The sequence below is a fragment of the Paraburkholderia sp. CNPSo 3274 genome (genome assembly GCF_024206475.1).
Lineage (GTDB): Bacteria > Pseudomonadota > Gammaproteobacteria > Burkholderiales > Burkholderiaceae > Paraburkholderia.
This window is the reverse complement of record NZ_JAMBPR010000106.1, coordinates 1-19,363: the sequence shown is the minus strand read 5'-3', so window position 1 is coordinate 19,363 and position 19,363 is coordinate 1. Positions and strand designations below refer to the sequence as shown.

Sequence of the window (19,363 nt, the reverse complement as noted above, 5' to 3'; positions counted from 1 at the left end):
CGACAACGTCGGTATCCTGCTGCGCGGCACGAAGCGTGAAGACGTGGAGCGTGGCCAGGTTCTGGCCAAGCCGGGTTCGATCACGCCGCACACGCACTTCACGGCTGAAGTGTACGTGCTGAGCAAGGACGAAGGCGGCCGTCACACGCCGTTCTTCAACAACTACCGTCCGCAGTTCTACTTCCGTACGACGGACGTGACGGGCTCGATCGAGCTGCCGAAGGACAAGGAAATGGTCATGCCGGGCGATAACGTGTCGATCACGGTGAAGCTGATCGCTCCGATCGCGATGGAAGAAGGTCTGCGCTTCGCAATCCGCGAAGGTGGCCGTACCGTCGGCGCCGGTGTCGTCGCCAAGGTCATCGAGTAAGTTTTTGCCAGTCTCGTTGATCGACTAAGTGGTTTCGGGGTTGGCGATGCCGCCAACCCCAAAATGGTTTAGGGGTATAGCTCAACTGGCAGAGCGTCGGTCTCCAAAACCGAAGGTTGGGGGTTCGATTCCCTCTGCCCCTGCCAACTTCTCGCGCCTCGGCGCGTTGTTCTTTAAGGTGTTATGGCGAATCCTTCCGTCGAAACTGTTAATACTTCCAGCGACAAGCTGATGCTTGCGGCGGGCGTATTGTTGGTTGTGGCCGGGTTCGTAGGGTTCTACTGGCTCGGTAGCCAGGAGTGGTATGTCCGCGGTGCGGCGCTCGCAGTGGGCGTGATCGCGGGGGTGGTAGTCGGTCTTCTCTCGGCGCCCGGCAAGAGCTTCATCGCGTTTGCCAAAGACTCGTACAAGGAAGTTCGCAAGGTCGTCTGGCCGACTCGCAAAGAGGCCACGCAAACGACGCTGGTGGTCTTCGGTTTTGTGCTGGCAATGGCCATCATTCTGTGGGTTTGCGACAAATCCATCGAGTGGGTGATTTTCTCGGCGATTCTGGGTTGGAAATGATATGAGCGATACACCGGCATCCCCGAGCGGAAAGCGTTGGTATGTGGTGCACGCCTACTCCGGTATGGAGAAGAGCGTGCAACGTGCGCTTCAGGAGCGCATCGAACGTGCTGGCATGCAGGACAAGTTTGGCCAGATCCTCGTTCCGACTGAAGAAGTGGTCGAGGTGAAGGGTGGTCATAAATCGGTGACCGAACGTCGTTTCTTCCCGGGCTATGTCCTGGTTGAGATGGAAATGACGGATGAAACGTGGCACCTCGTGAAGAACACGGCAAAGGTGACGGGTTTCGTCGGCGGGGCGCGTAATCGCCCGAGCCCGATTTCGCCGCGCGAAGTCGAAAAGATCATGTCGCAGATGCAGGAAGGCGTTGAGAAGCCGCGCCCCAAGACCCTGTTCGAAGTCGGCGAGATGGTCCGTGTGAAGGAAGGTCCGTTCACGGACTTCAACGGCAGCGTCGAAGAAGTCAACTACGAAAAGTCGCGCGTCCGGGTCTCCGTCACCATTTTCGGTCGCGCCACACCGGTCGAACTCGAATTCGGCCAGGTCGAAAAGCTGTAAATCGAATACTACGGATCGCGCCTCTGGTGCGATCCGTTTTTCCGCGCTTACGGTCCGCGTTATGGCCGTAGAGGAGCGCCAGTAGTCCAGTCGGCTGTAGATGTCGCCAAAGCAGTTGGCACAGCGAAGATTGTGGCGAACGCGCGCTACCACTCACCAGAACGCTCACGCGTTCCAAAGAGGTTTTCAACATGGCAAAGAAAATCATCGGCTTTATCAAGCTGCAGATTCCTGCAGGTAAAGCCAATCCGTCGCCGCCGGTCGGCCCGGCACTGGGTCAGCGCGGCCTGAACATCATGGAGTTCTGCAAGGCGTTCAACGCGCAGACTCAAGCCATGGAACCGGGTCTGCCGGTTCCGGTCGTGATCACGGCATTCGCGGACAAGAGCTTCACGTTCATCCTGAAGACGCCGCCGGCTACGGTTCTGATCAAGAAGGCAGCGAAGGTCGACAAGGGTTCGGCCAAGCCGCACACCGACAAGGTCGCTACGATCACTCGCGCGCAAGCCGAGGAAATCGCCAAGACCAAGATGCCGGACCTCACGGCAGCCGATATGGATGCAGCGGTTCGCACGATCGCTGGTAGCGCCCGCTCGATGGGCATCATCGTGGAGGGTGTGTAAATGGCTAAGGTTTCGAAGCGTCAAAAGGCACTGGCTGCCAAGATCGACCGCCAAAAGCAGTACCCGATCGGCGACGCACTGTCGCTCGTGAAGGAATGCGCCACGGCGAAGTTCGACGAGTCGATCGACGTTGCAGTGCAACTCGGCATCGATGCGAAGAAGTCGGACCAGGTCGTTCGCGGCTCGGTCGTTCTGCCCGCTGGTACCGGCAAGTCGGTCCGCGTTGCGGTGTTCGCGCAAGGTGAAAAGGCTGAACAAGCCAAGGCAGCAGGCGCAGAGATCGTCGGTATGGAAGACCTCGCCGAGCAGATCAAGGGCGGCAACCTGAACTTCGACATCGTGATCGCTTCGCCGGACACGATGCGCGTCGTCGGTACGCTCGGTCAGATCCTCGGCCCGCGCGGCCTCATGCCGAACCCGAAGGTCGGCACCGTGACGCCGGACGTGGCGACCGCGGTCAAGAACGCGAAGGCTGGTCAGGTGCAATTCCGTGTCGACAAGGCCGGTATCATCCACGCGACCATCGGCCGTGCATCGTTCGAGCCGACCGCGCTTCGCAGCAACCTGGACGCGCTCCTCGAAGCGCTGACCAAGGCGAAGCCGGCAACGAGCAAGGGCGTGTACCTGCGCAAGATCGCTGTCTCGAGCACGATGGGCGTTGGCGTTCGCGTCGACCAGACGTCGCTCGCAGCGTAATAGTTTTGCCGCGCTGAGGCCTGAGAGGGCGGCAGCGCGGATTTAAAGGGCTTTGGGCGGTTGTGCAGCGGCAGCAAAGCGCGGTGCAACCGGTTGTCAAAGACCGTTGGCGGAAGTGCAGCAGTTGGGTGCTTCCTTAATGCAAAGCCAACGCAGATGGCGAACCCGAAAAGGTTTTGAAGTGCTGATGTGAGCGGATGCAGGCGGTAACGCCTGACGATGCAAGCTGATTTACTCCGGACTGGTCGGTCGCCGTTGTTGAACGCGGCACATGTAGCGAAAGCAAAGTGTGTCGAATCTGGAGGTTAACCGTGCCACTGAACAAAGAAGGTAAGCAGGCCGTCGTGGCTGAAGTCTCCGCGCAAGTCGCGACGGCTCAGACCATGGTGCTGGCCGAGTATCGTGGAATCGCGGTTGGCGATCTGACCAAGCTGCGCGCGAAAGCGCGTGAGCAGCAGGTGTACCTCCGCGTGTTGAAGAACACGCTGGCGCGTCGCGCCGTTGAAGGTACCCCGTTTGCTCCGCTGGCAGAGCAGATGACTGGCCCCCTGATCTACGGCATCTCGGAAGATGCAATTGCTGCTGCGAAGGTCGTCAATGACTTCGCGAAGGGCAATGACAAGTTGGTCATCAAGGCTGGTTCCTACGAAGGCAAGGTGATGGACAAGGCAGGCGTGCAAGCGCTGGCCAGCATCCCGAGCCGCGAAGAACTGCTCTCGAAGCTGCTGTTCGTTATGCAAGCTCCTGTTTCCGGTATGGCGCGCGCTCTGGCCGCGCTGGCGGAAAAGAAGCAAGCAGAAGCTGCCTGATTTCAGGCAAGCGAACGAACACAGGCAAGCGAGAAAGATCGCTAGCTGTTTCCGAATTCAAATCTGGAGTAATTTCAAATGGCAATCGCAAAAGAAGACATCCTCGAAGCCGTTGGCTCGATGTCGGTTCTTGAACTGAACGAACTGGTCAAGGCTTTCGAAGAGAAGTTTGGCGTGTCGGCAGCTGCTGTGGCAGTCGCTGGCCCGGCAGGCGGCGGCGCTGCTGCTGCTGCTGAAGAGCAGACCGAATTCACGGTCAACCTGCTCGAAGCAGGCGCAAACAAGGTTTCGGTCATTAAGGCCGTTCGTGAACTGACGGGTCTCGGCCTGAAGGAAGCGAAGGACCTGGTTGATGGCGCACCGAAGCCCGTGAAGGAAGCGGTGCCCAAGGCTGCTGCTGAAGAAGCGAAGAAGAAGCTGGAAGATGCCGGCGCGAAGGCTGAAATCAAGTAAGTTTCAGCGCGCTGTGCGAAGGCTGGCGGTTTTTACACCGCCGGCCTTTTTGTGCTTTGTGGATTCTGCGTTTTTGTGTTCGATTTTTCAGAAGTCGGAGGCGGGATGCGGGACCGAGAAGCCAAAGAAAAACGTCTTTCGCCGGGTGAAGGCCTCAAGGGCACCATCAGGGCGCACGACGCTTCTCTTTGTCTTCTGAAGCGACTGCAGAAGGCAAGTTTGGTCGGGCAGCGGGCAAGTTATGACAAGCCGAAATCCGTTGCCGTCAGCCAGCGGTTGGTAGAGGCCAACCACCAAGCTTCCAGGGCTCGCGAAGCCATCGGGTCTCAGTCGGTGAACACTCGGGTCGTCCTACCCGCCGTGATTCGGAGATCGTATGCACTATTCCTTCACCGAGAAGAAGCGTATTCGCAAGAGTTTCGCGAAACGCCCCATCGTTCACCAGGTTCCTTTCCTGCTGGCTACCCAGCTTGAATCATTCAGCACTTTCCTGCAAGCAGAAACGGCGACCGCACAACGCAAACCGGAAGGTCTGCAGGCAGCGTTTTCGTCCGTTTTTCCTATTGTTTCCCATAACGGCTTTGCTCGTCTAGAGTTCGTCAGCTACATGCTGTCGTCGCCGGCATTCAACATCAAGGAATGCCAGCAACGCGGCTTGACGTACTGCTCGGCGCTGCGCGCCAAGGTCCGTCTCGTCCTGCTCGACAAGGAATCGCCGAGCAAGCCGGTCGTGAAGGAAGTGAAGGAGCAGGAAGTGTACATGGGCGAAATTCCGCTCATGACGCCGACTGGTTCGTTCGTCATCAATGGCACCGAGCGTGTCATCGTCTCGCAGCTGCATCGCTCGCCTGGCGTGTTCTTCGAACACGACAAGGGCAAGACGCACAGCTCGGGCAAGCTGCTCTTCTCGGCCCGTATCATTCCTTACCGCGGTTCGTGGCTCGACTTCGAGTTCGACCCGAAGGACGTGCTGTACTTCCGCGTCGACCGTCGCCGCAAGATGCCGGTCACGATCCTGCTGAAGGCTATCGGCCTCACGCCGGAACAGATCCTCGCGAACTTCTTCGTGTTCGACAACTTCACGCTGATGCCGGAAGGCGCGCAGATGGAGTTCGTGCCGGAGCGTCTGCGCGGTGAAGTCGCGCGCTTCGACATTAGCGATCGCGAAGGCAAGGTCATCGTCCAGAAGGACAAGCGGATCAACGCGAAGCACATTCGCGACCTCGAAACCGCGAAGACGACGTACATTTCGGTCCCCGAAGATTATCTGCTCGGCCGCGTTCTCGCGAAGAACGTCGTCGACGGCGACACGGGCGAAGTGATCGCGAACGCGAACGACGAGATCACGGAAAGCGTGCTCGAGAAGCTGCGCGAAGCGAAGATCAAGGACATCCAGACGCTCTACACGAACGATCTGGACCAGGGTCCGTACATCTCGTCGACGCTGCGTATCGACGAAACCGCCGACCGTATGGCCGCGCGCATTGCGATCTATCGCATGATGCGTCCGGGCGAGCCGCCGACCGAAGAAGCGGTCGAGGCGCTGTTCAATCGCCTGTTCTACAGCGAAGAAGCCTACGACCTCTCGAAGGTGGGTCGTATGAAGTTCAACCGCCGCGTGGGCCGTGACGAAATCGTCGGCCCGATGACGCTGCAGGACGACGACATCCTCGCGACCATCAAGATCCTCGTCGAGCTGCGCAACGGCAAGGGCGAAGTGGACGACATCGACCACCTCGGCAACCGTCGCGTGCGTTGCGTGGGCGAACTCGCGGAGAACCAGTTCCGCGCGGGTCTCGTGCGCGTTGAGCGTGCAGTCAAGGAACGCCTCGGCCAGGCCGAAAGCGAAAACCTGATGCCGCACGACCTGATCAACTCGAAGCCGATTTCGTCGGCGATTCGCGAGTTCTTCGGTTCGTCGCAGTTGTCGCAGTTCATGGACCAGACCAACCCGCTGTCGGAAATCACCCACAAGCGCCGCGTGTCGGCACTTGGCCCGGGCGGTCTGACGCGCGAGCGCGCTGGCTTTGAAGTTCGCGACGTGCACCCGACCCACTATGGCCGTGTGTGCCCGATTGAAACACCGGAAGGTCCGAACATCGGCCTGATCAACTCGCTCGCACTGTACGCGCACCTGAACGAATACGGCTTCCTCGAAACGCCGTACCGCAAGGTCGTGGACAGCAAGGTGACCGACCAGATCGACTACCTGTCGGCGATCGAAGAAGGCCGTTACGTGATCGCTCAGGCGAACGCGGCAGTGGCTGAAGACGGCACGCTGACCGACGAACTCGTCTCGTCGCGTGAAGCCGGCGAAACGCTGATGGTCACGCCGGACCGCATCCAGTACATGGACGTGGCGCCGTCGCAGATCGTCTCGGTTGCAGCTTCGCTGATTCCGTTCCTCGAGCACGATGACGCGAACCGTGCACTGATGGGCTCGAACATGCAGCGTCAGGCCGTGCCTTGCCTGCGTCCGGAAAAGCCGGTCGTTGGTACGGGTATCGAGCGCACCGTTGCGGTCGACTCGGGTACGACGGTTCAGGCGCTGCGTGGCGGCGTGGTCGACTACGTCGACGCAGGCCGTATCGTGATTCGCGTGAACGATGATGAGGCTGTCGCCGGTGAAGTCGGCGTGGACATCTACAACCTCATCAAGTACACGCGTTCGAACCAGAACACGAACATCAACCAGCGTCCGATCGTGAAGATGGGCGACAAGGTTGCGCGCGGCGACGTGCTGGCTGACGGCGCATCGACCGATCTGGGCGAGCTCGCGCTCGGCCAGAACATGCTGATCGCGTTCATGCCGTGGAACGGCTACAACTTCGAAGACTCGATCCTGATCTCGGAGAAGGTGGTTGCGGACGACCGTTACACGTCGATCCACATCGAAGAACTGAATGTCGTTGCACGCGACACGAAGCTCGGACCGGAAGAAATCACGCGCGATATTTCGAACCTCGCGGAAATGCAGCTTGGCCGTCTCGACGAGTCGGGCATCGTGTACATCGGCGCGGAAGTCGAAGCAGGCGACGTGCTCGTGGGCAAGGTCACGCCGAAGGGCGAAACCCAGCTCACGCCGGAAGAAAAGCTGCTGCGCGCGATCTTCGGCGAGAAGGCTTCGGACGTGAAGGATACGTCGCTGCGCGTGCCCTCGGGCATGAGCGGCACGGTCATCGACGTGCAGGTGTTCACGCGTGAAGGCATCCAGCGTGACAAGCGTGCTCAACAGATCATCGACGATGAACTGAAGCGCTATCGCCTCGACCTGAACGACCAGCTGCGCATCGTGGAAGGCGACGCGTTCCAGCGTCTCGCACGTATGCTCGAAGGCAAGGTCGCGAACGGCGGTCCGAAGAAGCTCGCGAAGGGCACGAAGATCGACCAGGCTTACCTGACCGATCTCGACCACTACCACTGGTTCGACATCCGCCTTGCGGACGAAGAAGCAGCGGCACAGCTCGAAGCGATCAAGAACTCGATCGAAGAGAAGCGTCACCAGTTCGATCTGGCCTTCGAAGAGAAGCGCAAGAAGCTCACGCAAGGCGACGAACTGCCGCCGGGCGTGCTGAAGATGGTCAAGGTGTACCTCGCGGTGAAGCGCCGTCTGCAGCCTGGCGACAAGATGGCAGGCCGTCACGGTAACAAGGGTGTGGTGTCGAAGATCGTTCCGATCGAAGACATGCCGTACATGGCCGATGGCCGTCCGGCAGACGTCGTGCTGAACCCGCTCGGCGTGCCGTCACGGATGAACGTGGGTCAGGTTCTCGAAGTGCACCTCGGTTGGGCCGCGAAGGGTCTGGGCTGGCGTATTGGCGAAATGCTGCAGCGTCAGACGAAGGTTGCAGAGCTGCGTGAATTCCTCACGAAGATCTACAACGAATCGGGCCACAAGGAAGACCTCGACAGCTTCAGCGACGACGAAATTTTCGAACTCGCGAGGAACCTGCGCGAAGGCGTGCCGTTCGCAACGCCGGTGTTCGACGGTGCGACCGAAGAGGAAATGTCGAAGATGCTCGACCTGGCGTTCCCGGACGACATCGCGACGAACCTCGGCATGACGCCCTCGAAGAACCAGGTGCGTCTGTACGACGGCCGCACGGGCGAGATGTTCGAGCGTACGGTCACCGTTGGCTACATGCACTACCTGAAGCTGCACCACCTTGTCGACGACAAGATGCACGCGCGTTCGACGGGTCCGTACTCGCTCGTCACGCAGCAGCCGCTGGGTGGTAAGGCGCAATTCGGTGGTCAGCGCTTCGGTGAAATGGAAGTGTGGGCGCTCGAAGCGTATGGCGCTTCGTATGTGCTGCAGGAAATGTTGACGGTGAAGTCCGATGACGTGACGGGCCGGACGAAGGTGTATGAGAACCTCGTCAAGGGCGACCACGTGATCGACGCGGGCATGCCGGAATCCTTCAATGTGCTGGTGAAGGAAATCCGCTCGCTCGGCATCGACATCGACCTCGACCGCAACTAATCGGACTACGGAGAGAAGGCAATGAAAGCTCTGCTCGATCTATTCAAGCAAGTCCAACAAGAAGAAGTTTTTGACGCGATCAAGATCGGTCTGGCCTCGCCGGACAAGATCCGCTCGTGGTCGTTCGGCGAAGTGAAGAAGCCGGAGACCATCAACTACCGTACCTTCAAGCCGGAACGGGATGGTCTGTTCTGCGCGAAGATCTTCGGGCCGATCAAGGACTATGAGTGCCTGTGCGGCAAGTACAAGCGCCTGAAGCACCGTGGCGTGATCTGCGAGAAGTGCGGCGTTGAAGTCACGCTGGCGAAGGTGCGCCGCGAACGCATGGGCCACATCGAACTGGCCTCGCCGGTCGCGCACATCTGGTTCCTGAAGTCGCTGCCGTCGCGTCTGGGCATGGTGCTCGACATGACGCTGCGCGACATCGAACGCGTGCTGTACTTCGAGGCATACGTGGTGATCGAACCGGGCATGACGCCGCTGAAGGCGCGGCAGATCATGACCGAAGAGGATTACTACAACAAGGTCGAGGAATACGGTGACGAATTCCGCGCCGAGATGGGTGCGGAAGGCGTGCGCGAACTGCTGCGCGCGATCAACATCGACGAACAGGTCGAGACGCTGCGCACCGAGCTGAAGAACACCGGCTCGGAAGCGAAGATCAAGAAGTACGCGAAGCGCCTGAAGGTGCTCGAGGCCTTCCAGCGTTCGGGCATCAAGCCCGAATGGATGGTGCTCGAAGTGCTGCCGGTGCTGCCGCCCGAACTGCGTCCGCTGGTGCCGCTGGACGGTGGCCGTTTTGCGACTTCGGACCTGAACGATCTGTATCGCCGCGTCATCAACCGTAACAACCGTCTGAAGCGTCTGCTCGAGCTCAAGGCGCCGGAGATCATCGTCCGCAACGAAAAGCGGATGCTCCAGGAAGCCGTGGACTCGCTGCTCGACAACGGTCGTCGCGGCAAGGCGATGACGGGCGCGAACAAGCGTCCGCTGAAGTCGCTCGCCGACATGATCAAGGGTAAGGGCGGCCGCTTCCGTCAGAACCTGCTGGGCAAGCGCGTGGACTACTCGGGCCGTTCGGTCATCGTGGTGGGCCCGACGCTCAAGCTGCACCAGTGCGGTCTGCCGAAGCTGATGGCGCTCGAACTGTTCAAGCCGTTCATCTTCAACAAGCTGGAAACGATGGGCGTTGCCACGACCATCAAGGCTGCGAAGAAGGAAGTCGAGAACCAGACGCCGGTGGTGTGGGACATCCTCGAAGAGGTGATCCGCGAGCATCCGGTCATGCTGAACCGTGCGCCGACGCTGCACCGCCTTGGCATTCAGGCTTTCGAGCCGGTGCTGATCGAAGGTAAGGCTATCCAGCTGCACCCGCTCGTTTGCGCGGCGTTCAACGCCGACTTCGACGGTGACCAGATGGCTGTTCACGTTCCGCTGTCGCTCGAAGCGCAGATGGAAGCGCGTACGCTCATGCTCGCGTCGAACAACGTCCTGTTCCCGGCCAACGGCGATCCGTCGATCGTGCCGTCGCAGGATATCGTGCTGGGCCTGTACTACGCCACGCGTGAAGCGGTCAATGCCAAGGGCGAAGGCATGACGTTCACGGGCGTGTCGGAAGTGCTCCGCGCGTACGAGAACAAGGAAGTCGAGCTGGCCTCGCGCGTGAACGTGCGTATTACCGAAATGGTCCACAACGAGGACAAGTCGGAAGGCGCACCGGCGTTCGTGCCGAAGATCTCGCTGTACGCGACGACCGTCGGCCGTTCGATCCTGTCGGAAATTCTGCCGCCGGGTCTGCCGTTCTCGGTGCTGAACAAGCCGCTGAAGAAGAAGGAAATCTCGCGTCTGATCAACACCGCGTTCCGCAAGTGCGGTCTGCGCGAAACGGTGATCTTCGCTGACCAGCTGATGCAGTCGGGCTTCCGCCTTGCAACGCGCGCCGGTATTTCGATCTGCGTGGACGACATGCTCGTGCCGCCGCAGAAGGAAACCATCGTCGGCGACGCCGCGAAGAAGGTGAAGGAATACGACCGTCAGTACATGTCGGGTCTCGTCACCGCGCAAGAGCGCTACAACAACGTGGTCGATATCTGGTCGGCGACGTCGGAAGCGGTCGGCAAGGCGATGATGGAGCAGCTCGCGACGGAACCGGTCATCGACCGCGACGGGAAGGAAACGCGCCAGGAATCGTTCAACTCGATCTACATGATGGCCGACTCGGGCGCGCGGGGTTCCGCGGTCCAGATCCGTCAGCTGGCGGGTATGCGCGGCCTGATGGCGAAGCCGGACGGCTCGATTATCGAAACGCCGATTACCGCGAACTTCCGCGAAGGTCTGAACGTGTTGCAGTACTTCATCTCGACCCACGGTGCACGTAAGGGTCTGGCTGATACGGCACTGAAGACCGCGAACTCGGGCTACCTGACGCGTCGTCTCGTCGACGTGACGCAGGATCTCGTGGTCGTCGAGGAAGATTGCGGCACGTCGAACGGCGTGGCGATGAAGGCCCTCGTGGAAGGCGGTGAAGTCGTCGAAGCGCTGCGCGACCGTATTCTCGGCCGTGTGGCAGTGGCAGACGTCGTCAATCCGGAAACCCAGGAAACGATCTACGCTTCGGGCGACCTGCTCGACGAAGACGCGGTGGAAACGATCGAAAGCCTCGGCATCGACGAAGTGCGCGTGCGCACGCCGCTCACCTGCGAAACGCGCTACGGCCTGTGCGCCTCGTGCTATGGCCGCGACCTCGGCCGCGGCTCGCGCGTGAACGTCGGCGAAGCCGTCGGTGTGATCGCTGCACAGTCGATCGGCGAACCGGGCACGCAGCTCACGATGCGTACGTTCCACATCGGTGGTGCGGCATCGCGTGCGGCAGTGGCCTCGTCGGTGGAAGCCAAGTCGAACGGTACCGTGCGCTTCACGGCGACGATGCGTTACGTCACGAATGCGAAGGGCGAGCAAGTCGTCATCTCGCGTTCGGGCGAAGCCATCATCGCCGACGATCACGGCCGCGAGCGCGAGCGTCACAAGGTGCCGTACGGCGCGACGCTGCTGCAGCTCGATGGCGCAGCGATCAAGGCCGGCACGCAGCTCGCAACGTGGGATCCGCTCACGCGTCCGATCATCACCGAGTACGGCGGTACGGTGAAGTTCGAGAACGTCGAAGAAGGCGTGACCGTGGCCAAGCAGATCGACGACGTCACGGGTCTGTCGACCCTCGTCGTGATCGACGTGAAGCGTCGCGGTTCGCAGGCGGCGAAGAGCGTTCGTCCGCAGGTCAAGCTGCTCGACGCGAACGGCGACGAAGTGAAGATCCCGGGCACGGAGCACTCGGTGCAGATCGGCTTCCAGGTCGGCGCACTGATCACCGTGAAGGACGGTCAGCAGGTGCAGGTGGGTGAAGTGCTTGCACGTATCCCGACCGAAGCACAGAAGACGCGTGACATTACCGGTGGTCTGCCGCGTGTGGCGGAACTGTTCGAAGCACGTTCGCCGAAGGACGCAGGTATCCTGGCGGAAGTCACGGGTACGACGTCGTTCGGTAAGGACACGAAGGGCAAGCAGCGTCTCGTTATCACGGACCTCGAAGGCAATCAGCACGAGTTCCTGATCGCGAAGGAAAAGCAGGTGCTGGTCCACGACGGTCAGGTCGTCAACAAGGGCGAAATGATCGTGGACGGTCCGGCCGATCCGCACGACATCCTGCGTCTGCAGGGTATCGAAGCGCTGTCGCGTTACATCGTGGACGAAGTGCAGGACGTGTACCGACTGCAGGGCGTGAAGATCAACGACAAGCACATCGAAGTGATCGTGCGTCAGATGCTGCGTCGTGTGCAGATCACCGACAACGGTGATACGCGCTTCATCCCGGGCGAGCAGGTCGAGCGTTCGGACATGCTGGACGAAAACGACAAGATGAACGCCGAGGACAAGCGCCCGGCAACGTACGAGAACGTGCTGCTCGGTATTACGAAGGCATCGCTCTCGACCGATTCGTTCATCTCGGCGGCATCGTTCCAGGAAACGACCCGCGTGCTGACCGAAGCGGCGATCATGGGCAAGCGCGACGATCTGCGTGGCCTGAAGGAAAACGTGATCGTCGGTCGTCTGATTCCGGCTGGTACGGGTCTCGCCTTCCACAAGGCGCGCCGTGCGAAGGAATCGTCGGATCGCGAGCGTTTCGACCAGATCGCAGCGGAAGAAGCGTTCGAGTTCGGTACGCCGGAAACCCCGGCCGCTCCGGCCGCCGAGCCGCAGCCGCAACAGCCGCATACGACGGACGAGTAAGCGCGGGGCGGCGCAAGCCGCCTTTCGCCGCGGGCTGAAATGCCCTCGCAAAAGCCGCCTGGTTTTCACCGGGCGGCTTTTTTTATTGGCGCTGGCGCTTCTCGCTTAGGCCTGCGGCCTCGTGCCGCAGTGCCGGCCTGCTCGCTGCGCACATCGGTGAGGCGTGCTAACGTAGCGCGCCAAGTCCGCCTGTGTGGCTCTTTTCGTACGACACCGGCGGTATTTACCTGAATCTGGAGGCGGTAATCATGTGGGTGGTCGGGGTCGGTCTCATCCTGAATCTGGTGGCGTGTGTCGCCAGCTTTTCGCAGCTACTGCATCACGTCAGCAATCAGTCCGCCGCGAACTTCTTTGCGACCTTCCTTGTGATGTGGGCATTCCTGATCATCGGTTTCATCATGCTGCTGGCGGGCAGGCTCAAGGGTGGCGCTGCGCTGCTTACGATCGGCTCGCTGATATTCGTCGGCGCCAACATCGTGCTCTTCGGAGCGAGCGCATTCGCAATCGCCGCCGCGGTCGTGGCCGCTGTGACGATCGTCGGTGCGGTTCGGATCGCGCGCCGGCGCCTCGTTGCCTGACGAACCCGCTTTGCTCTGGTCGACTGCGTTCGCGGCCCCGCGCGCGCAGCTTCCACGGTTTCTCCTGGCCGAATGGCCAATCTTCACGGTAGCGGCGGTTAAGGCTCGTCCGGGTTGGTAAAATCCTGCCCACCGCCTTTGCTCCGCACGCTCACCGCTTTCATGTCCCGCTCCCTCGAAATCCTCAACGAAGTCTTCGGCTACCCCGCGTTTAGAGGACACCAAGCCGAAATCGTCGAGCACGTCGCAGGGGGCGGCGATTCGCTGGTGCTCATGCCGACCGGCGGCGGCAAATCGCTCTGCTACCAGATTCCCGCGCTCGTGCGGCACGAAGCAGGGCTAGGTGCCGGCATCGTCGTGTCGCCGCTCATCGCGCTCATGCAGGACCAGGTGGCCGCGCTCACCGAAGTGGGCGTGCGCGCCGCTTATCTCAATTCGACGCTGAGCGGCGCCGAAGCTGCGGCTACCGAGCGGGCGCTGCGCGAAGGCGATCTCGACCTGCTTTACGTCGCGCCCGAGCGCCTCATGACACCGCGCTTTCTCGACCTGCTCGAGCGCACGCGCATCGGCCTCTTTGCGATCGACGAAGCGCACTGCGTCTCGCAATGGGGTCACGACTTCCGGCCCGAATATATCCAGCTCTCGGTGCTGCACGAGCGCTTTCCGAACGTGCCGCGCATCGCGCTCACGGCAACCGCCGACGCCATCACGCGCGACGAGATCGCGCACCGACTCGCGCTCGACGACGCACGTGTGTTCGTATCGAGCTTCGACCGGCCGAACATCCGCTACCGTATCGTCGAGAAGGACAACGCGCGCTCGCAGCTGCTCGACTTCATCCGCGCGGAGCATACGCGCGCCGACGGCACCACGGATGCGGGCGTCGTGTATTGCCTCTCGCGCCGCAAGGTCGAGGAAACGGCGGAGTGGTTGAAAGGGCAGGGGGTGCGCGCGCTGCCGTACCACGCCGGCATGGAATTCGAGGTGCGCCAGAAGCACCAGGAGCTGTTCCAGCGCGAGGAGGGCGTGGTGATGTGCGCCACCATCGCATTCGGCATGGGCATCGACAAGCCGGACGTGCGCTTCGTCGCGCATCTGGATTTGCCCAAGAGCGTGGAAGGCTACTACCAGGAAACCGGCCGAGCGGGGCGCGACGGGCTGGCGGCCAACGCGTGGATGGCCTACGGTCTCGGCGACGTGGTACAGCAGCGCAAGATGATCGACGAGTCCGAAGCCGACGAGCAGCACAAACGTGTGCAGACGGGCAAACTCGACGCGCTGCTCGGCCTGTGCGAAGCGGCCACGTGCCGGCGCGTGCGCCTGCTCGCGTACTTTGGCGAAGAGAGCAAGCCTTGCGGCAACTGCGATACGTGCCTCGAGCCGCCGGCCACGTGGGACGCTACGCGTGAGGCGCGAATGGCGCTTTCCTGCGTGTTCCGCGCGCAGCGCGCGAGCGGCTTCAATTTCGGCGCCGGCCACCTGATCGACATCCTGCGCGGCAATCGCAGCGAGAAGATCATGCAGCGCGGGCACGAGAAAATTTCTACCTTCGGCATCGGTTCCGCGCTTTCGGAGCCGGAATGGCGCGCGATCTTCCGGCAACTGGTGGCGTTCGGTTATCTCACCGTCGACCACGACGGCTACGGCTCGCTCGTGCTCACCGAGGCGAGCAAGCCGGTGCTCAAGGGCGAGCAGAATGTGACGATGCGCCGTTACGTGAAGCCGACGCGTACGCGCACGTCGTCGAGCCGCACGAGCGAGCGCGCCGATCCGACCCTTGGCATGAGCCCGCGTCAGCGCTCGCGCTGGGAGCGCCTGCGCTTGTGGCGCACCGAAACCGCGAAGAGCGAGGGCGTGCCGGCCTACGTCATCTTCCACGACGCCACGCTGGCGGAAATCGCGCGCAACGGCCCGGAGTCGGTGGACGAGCTGCGTGACATTCCGGGCATCGGGACACGCAAGCTCGAGCGCTTCGGCGAGGAGCTCGTCGAGGTCGTTGGCGACGAATAGGGCGCGGCGTTTCTTCTCCGGGTATTCCGGACGCTGCCGGACTGTCACCGCGCTGTCACTTGCTCTGTCGTCCGAAATGTCGCAAGCCATTGACTCGCTTGGCCTTTTCGGAATATTATGTTGGGTTCCGGTCTTTGGGATGTCCGTGCTCGTCGATTGATTCGACGAAAACTAACGTCAATCAACCAATTCCGGAGTTCGACACGCATTTATTTCCGCTTTGCCCGGAAACAAATGCGTCGATTTTGTTCAATTTCAGGAATAAACAATGCCAACCATCAATCAACTGGTTCGCAAAGGCCGCGCTTCGGAAGCTACGAAGAGCAAGTCGCCGGCCCTGCAGGACTGCCCGCAGCGTCGCGGCGTGTGCACTCGCGTGTACACGACGACGCCGAAGAAGCCGAACTCGGCACTCCGTAAGGTCGCCAAGGTGCGCCTGACGAACGGTTTCGAAGTCATTTCGTACATCGGTGGTGAAGGCCACAACCTGCAAGAGCACTCGGTCGTGCTGATCCGCGGCGGCCGTGTGAAGGACTTGCCGGGTGTGCGTTACCACATGGTTCGTGGCTCGCTGGATACCCAGGGCGTCAAGGATCGTAAGCAGGCTCGTTCGAAGTACGGCGCAAAGCGCGCGAAGGCTGCGAAGTAAGAGTCCGCAGTTAAGTTGTACGGGTCGTCGTGCTCGCAAGAGCGGGCGATAAAAGCGACAGGTGCCGGATCGGCCGGTGCTGTCGAGTAAGTGGTCACCCGACCAGGCTGGTAAGTCGTAACGGATGAATCGGGTTAGTTGGTGGCCGCGGAGCGCAAGGGATTCAACCCGCGCTTCAACTGAAAAGTTAAAGGAAGAAACATGCCGCGTCGTCGCGAAGTCCCCAAGCGGGAAGTGTTGCCGGATCCGAAGTTCGGCAACGTTGATGTAGCCAAGTTCATGAACGTGCTGATGCTCTCCGGCAAGAAGTCGGTTGCCGAGCGTATCGTGTACGGCGCTTTCGAACAGATCCAGACCAAGGGTGGCAAGGACCCGCTGGAAGTGTTCACTGTTGCGCTCAACAACGTGAAGCCGGTGGTGGAAGTGAAGAGCCGCCGCGTTGGTGGTGCGAACTATCAGGTTCCGGTCGAAGTGCGCCCCTCGCGTCGTATGGCATTGGCGATGCGTTGGCTGCGTGAAGCCGCGAAGAAGCGCAGCGAGAAGTCGATGGCCCTGCGTCTGGCAGGTGAACTCTCCGAAGCGGCCGAAGGCCGTGGCGGCGCGATGAAGAAGCGCGACGAAGTTCACCGGATGGCAGAAGCGAACAAGGCGTTCTCGCACTTCCGCTTCTAAGAGAAAGCCCCTACCGGGGTTTGCTCAAAAAACGGAAAAAATTCCGGGCGGGTGCGCTTATCGAGCGCCTCGCCCGTTTGTGTTCAGGCGCGTTGGGATCAACCCGGTCGGGATCGATCCGGCGCGCACCTCCTGATAGAGGATCAAAGTGGCTCGCAAGACTCCTATCGAGCGCTACCGTAACATCGGTATTAGCGCTCACATCGACGCCGGCAAGACGACGACGACCGAGCGCATTCTGTTTTACACCGGCGTGAACCACAAGATTGGTGAAGTTCACGACGGCGCCGCGACCATGGACTGGATGGAGCAGGAGCAGGAGCGTGGCATCACGATCACGTCCGCTGCTACGACCGCGTTCTGGAAGGGCATGGGCGGCAACTACCCCGAGCACCGCATCAACATCATCGACACCCCGGGCCACGTCGACTTCACGATTGAAGTCGAGCGCTCGATGCGCGTGCTCGACGGCGCGTGCATGGTCTACTGCGCAGTGGGCGGCGTGCAGCCGCAGTCGGAAACGGTGTGGCGTCAGGCGAACAAGTACAAGGTTCCCCGTCTCGCGTTCGTCAACAAGATGGACCGTACCGGCGCGAACTTCTTCAAGGTCTACGACCAGCTGAAGACGCGTCTGAAAGCCAACCCGGTTCCGGTCGTGGTGCCGATCGGCGCTGAAGACACGTTCACTGGCGTGGTCGACCTGATCAAGATGAAGGCGATCATTTGGGATGAGGCCTCGCAAGGCACGAAGTTCGACTACGTCGACATCCCCGCAGAACTCGTTGACACGTGCAACGAGTGGCGCGAAAAGATGATCGAGTCGGCGGCTGAAGCCAGCGAAGAGCTGATGGAAAAGTACCTCGGCGGCGAAGAGCTTTCCGAAGCCGAAGTCGTCAAGGCACTGCGCGACCGTACGATCGCGTGCGAAATCCAGCCGATGCTGTGCGGCACCGCGTTCAAGAACAAGGGCGTGCAGCGCATGCTCGACGCCGTGATCGACTTCCTGCCGTCGCCGGTGGACATTCCCCCGGTCAAGGGCGAGCTCGAAAACGGCGAAACGGTCGAGCGCCGTGCAGCCGACGACGAGAAGTTCTCGGCACTCGCGTTCAAGATCATGACCGACCCGTTCGTCGGCCAGCTGATCTTCTTCCGCGCGTACTCGGGCATCGTCAACTCGGGCGACACCGTGCTGAACTCGACCAAGGGCAAGAAGGAACGCCTCGGCCGTATTCTGCAGATGCACGCGAACAACCGTGAAGAAATCAAGGAAGTTCGCGCAGGCGACATCGCTGCTGCTGTCGGCCTGAAGGAAGCGACCACGGGTGACACGCTGTGCGACCCGCAAAACCCGATCATCCTGGAACGCATGGTGTTCCCGGAGCCGGTGATTTCGCAGGCCGTCGAGCCGAAGACCAAGCCTGACCAGGAAAAGATGGGCATCGCCCTGAACCGCCTGGCGCAGGAAGATCCGTCGTTCCGCGTCCAGACGGACGAGGAATCGGGCCAGACCATCATTTCGGGCATGGGCGAGCTCCACCTCGAAATTCTGGTCGACCGTATGAAGCGCGAATTCGGCGTGGAAGCGACCGTCGGCAAGCCGCAGGTTGCCTACCGCGAAACGATCCGCGCGACGGCGAAGGACGTGGACGGCAAGTTCGTCAAGCAGTCGGGTGGTCGCGGCCAGTACGGTCACGCGGTCATTACGCTCGAGCCGAACGAGCAGGGCAAGGGCTACGAGTTCCTGGACGAGATCAAGGGTGGTGTGATTCCGCGCGAATACATCCCCGCGGTCGACAAGGGTATCCAGGACACGCTGAAAGCTGGCGTGCTGGCGGGCTTCCCGGTCGTCGACGTCAAGGTTCACCTGACGTTCGGTTCGTACCACGACGTTGACTCGAACGAAAATGCGTTCCGCATGGCCGGTTCGATGGCGTTCAAGGAAGCCATGCGCAAGGCGCAGCCGGTCATCCTCGAACCGATGATGGCTGTGGAAGTCGAAACGCCGGAAGACTACATGGGCAACGTGATGGGCGACCTGTCGGGCCGTCGCGGTATCGTCCAGGGCATGGAAGACATGGTTGGCGGCGGCAAGATCGTTCGCGCTGAAGTGCCGCTGTCGGAAATGTTCGGCTACTCGACGTCGCTGCGCTCGCTGACGCAAGGTCGTGCAACGTACACGATGGAATTCAAGCACTACGCAGAAGCACCGCGTAACGTGGCCGACGCGATCATCAGCGCGAAGGCGAAGTAAGCATCGGCGCTCATTTGAGCACGCAGCGGGCCCGGCATGGGCTGGGTCCGCGTAGCACAGTCACCGATTCACCACTTTTTTGAAAGAAGAGAAACATGGCAAAAGGTAAATTCGAGCGGACCAAGCCGCACGTGAACGTGGGCACGATCGGTCACGTTGACCACGGCAAGACCACGCTGACGGCAGCGATCACGACGGTTCTGACCGCGAAGTTCGGCGGCGAGGCGAAGGCGTACGACCAGATCGACGCAGCGCCGGAAGAAAAGGCACGTGGTATTACCATCAACACCGCGCACGTCGAGTACGAAACGGCTAACCGCCACTACGCACACGTCGACTGCCCGGGCCACGCTGACTACGTG

At 61.0% G+C, this 19,363-nt stretch carries 14 protein-coding genes, 1 tRNA gene and 1 pseudogene; all 16 read left to right on the top strand.

Going from position 1 to position 19,363, the window contains the following annotated elements; genetic code table 11:
- A pseudogene (tuf, locus tag M3I54_RS39720) lies at positions 1 to 370 on the top strand (elongation factor Tu); the annotation flags it as partial.
- Positions 371 to 440: 70 nt separating this feature from the next.
- A tRNA-Trp gene (locus M3I54_RS39715) sits at positions 441 to 516 on the top strand.
- A gap of 37 nt (positions 517 to 553) precedes the next feature.
- Positions 554 to 934 carry a preprotein translocase subunit SecE gene (secE, locus tag M3I54_RS39710; RefSeq protein ID WP_028208940.1) on the top strand — a complete coding sequence of 127 codons (381 nt, stop codon included), beginning with the start codon at positions 554 to 556 and terminating at the stop codon, positions 932 to 934.
- A gap of 1 nt (position 935) precedes the next feature.
- Entirely contained in the window at positions 936 to 1,493 is a 558-nt protein-coding gene (gene nusG, locus M3I54_RS39705; protein WP_028208939.1) for a transcription termination/antitermination protein NusG, read from the top strand.
- A 191-nt stretch (positions 1,494 to 1,684) separates the two neighbouring features.
- Positions 1,685 to 2,116 carry a 50S ribosomal protein L11 gene (rplK, locus tag M3I54_RS39700; protein ID WP_069269337.1) on the top strand — a complete coding sequence of 144 codons (432 nt, stop codon included), beginning with the start codon at positions 1,685 to 1,687 and terminating at the stop codon, positions 2,114 to 2,116.
- On the top strand, positions 2,117 to 2,812 hold the full coding sequence (gene rplA / locus M3I54_RS39695) for a 50S ribosomal protein L1 (protein ID WP_028208937.1): 696 nt from the start codon (positions 2,117 to 2,119) through the stop codon (positions 2,810 to 2,812).
- Between the two features lie 311 nt (positions 2,813 to 3,123).
- Positions 3,124 to 3,621 carry a 50S ribosomal protein L10 gene (gene rplJ, locus M3I54_RS39690; RefSeq protein ID WP_028208936.1) on the top strand — a complete coding sequence of 166 codons (498 nt, stop codon included), beginning with the start codon at positions 3,124 to 3,126 and terminating at the stop codon, positions 3,619 to 3,621.
- A gap of 78 nt (positions 3,622 to 3,699) precedes the next feature.
- Positions 3,700 to 4,074, top strand: coding sequence for a 50S ribosomal protein L7/L12 (gene rplL, locus M3I54_RS39685; RefSeq protein WP_028208935.1), 375 nt, complete (start codon positions 3,700 to 3,702; stop codon positions 4,072 to 4,074).
- A 376-nt stretch (positions 4,075 to 4,450) separates the two neighbouring features.
- A complete protein-coding gene (gene rpoB / locus M3I54_RS39680) occupies positions 4,451 to 8,557 on the top strand; it encodes a DNA-directed RNA polymerase subunit beta (protein ID WP_254345556.1) in 4,107 nt (1,368 codons plus the stop codon).
- 21 nt (positions 8,558 to 8,578) lie between these two features.
- Complete coding sequence (rpoC, locus tag M3I54_RS39675; protein WP_254345555.1) at positions 8,579 to 12,841, top strand: DNA-directed RNA polymerase subunit beta'; 4,263 nt, start codon at positions 8,579 to 8,581, stop codon at positions 12,839 to 12,841.
- 191 nt (positions 12,842 to 13,032) lie between these two features.
- The gene (locus M3I54_RS39670; RefSeq protein WP_254345554.1) at positions 13,033 to 13,419 is read left to right on the top strand and encodes a hypothetical protein; all 387 of its coding nucleotides are present in this window, start codon (positions 13,033 to 13,035) and stop codon (positions 13,417 to 13,419) included.
- A gap of 162 nt (positions 13,420 to 13,581) precedes the next feature.
- The gene (recQ, locus tag M3I54_RS39665) at positions 13,582 to 15,429 is read left to right on the top strand and encodes a DNA helicase RecQ (RefSeq protein WP_254345553.1); all 1,848 of its coding nucleotides are present in this window, start codon (positions 13,582 to 13,584) and stop codon (positions 15,427 to 15,429) included.
- A 268-nt stretch (positions 15,430 to 15,697) separates the two neighbouring features.
- Positions 15,698 to 16,078 (top strand): 30S ribosomal protein S12, encoded by a 381-nt coding sequence (gene rpsL / locus M3I54_RS39660; protein WP_027797953.1) that lies wholly within the window; start codon positions 15,698 to 15,700, stop codon positions 16,076 to 16,078.
- A gap of 201 nt (positions 16,079 to 16,279) precedes the next feature.
- Complete coding sequence (rpsG, locus tag M3I54_RS39655) at positions 16,280 to 16,750, top strand: 30S ribosomal protein S7 (RefSeq protein WP_006053291.1); 471 nt, start codon at positions 16,280 to 16,282, stop codon at positions 16,748 to 16,750.
- 148 nt (positions 16,751 to 16,898) lie between these two features.
- Complete coding sequence (gene fusA / locus M3I54_RS39650) at positions 16,899 to 19,001, top strand: elongation factor G (protein WP_254345552.1); 2,103 nt, start codon at positions 16,899 to 16,901, stop codon at positions 18,999 to 19,001.
- Positions 19,002 to 19,096: 95 nt separating this feature from the next.
- Positions 19,097 to 19,363: GTP-binding protein (locus tag M3I54_RS39645; protein ID WP_236597258.1), on the top strand; the 267-nt coding region annotated here is incomplete at its 3' end.

Coding starts and splice junctions, on each gene's coding strand:
- secE (WP_028208940.1), top strand. CDS start 554: ATGGCGAATCCTTCCGTCGAAACTGTTAATACTTCCAGCGACAAGCTG.
- nusG (WP_028208939.1), top strand. CDS start 936: ATGAGCGATACACCGGCATCCCCGAGCGGAAAGCGTTGGTATGTGGTG.
- rplK (WP_069269337.1), top strand. CDS start 1,685: ATGGCAAAGAAAATCATCGGCTTTATCAAGCTGCAGATTCCTGCAGGT.
- rplA (WP_028208937.1), top strand. CDS start 2,117: ATGGCTAAGGTTTCGAAGCGTCAAAAGGCACTGGCTGCCAAGATCGAC.
- rplL (WP_028208935.1), top strand. CDS start 3,700: ATGGCAATCGCAAAAGAAGACATCCTCGAAGCCGTTGGCTCGATGTCG.
- rpoB (WP_254345556.1), top strand. CDS start 4,451: ATGCACTATTCCTTCACCGAGAAGAAGCGTATTCGCAAGAGTTTCGCG.
- rpoC (WP_254345555.1), top strand. CDS start 8,579: ATGAAAGCTCTGCTCGATCTATTCAAGCAAGTCCAACAAGAAGAAGTT.
- recQ (WP_254345553.1), top strand. CDS start 13,582: ATGTCCCGCTCCCTCGAAATCCTCAACGAAGTCTTCGGCTACCCCGCG.
- rpsL (WP_027797953.1), top strand. CDS start 15,698: ATGCCAACCATCAATCAACTGGTTCGCAAAGGCCGCGCTTCGGAAGCT.
- rpsG (WP_006053291.1), top strand. CDS start 16,280: ATGCCGCGTCGTCGCGAAGTCCCCAAGCGGGAAGTGTTGCCGGATCCG.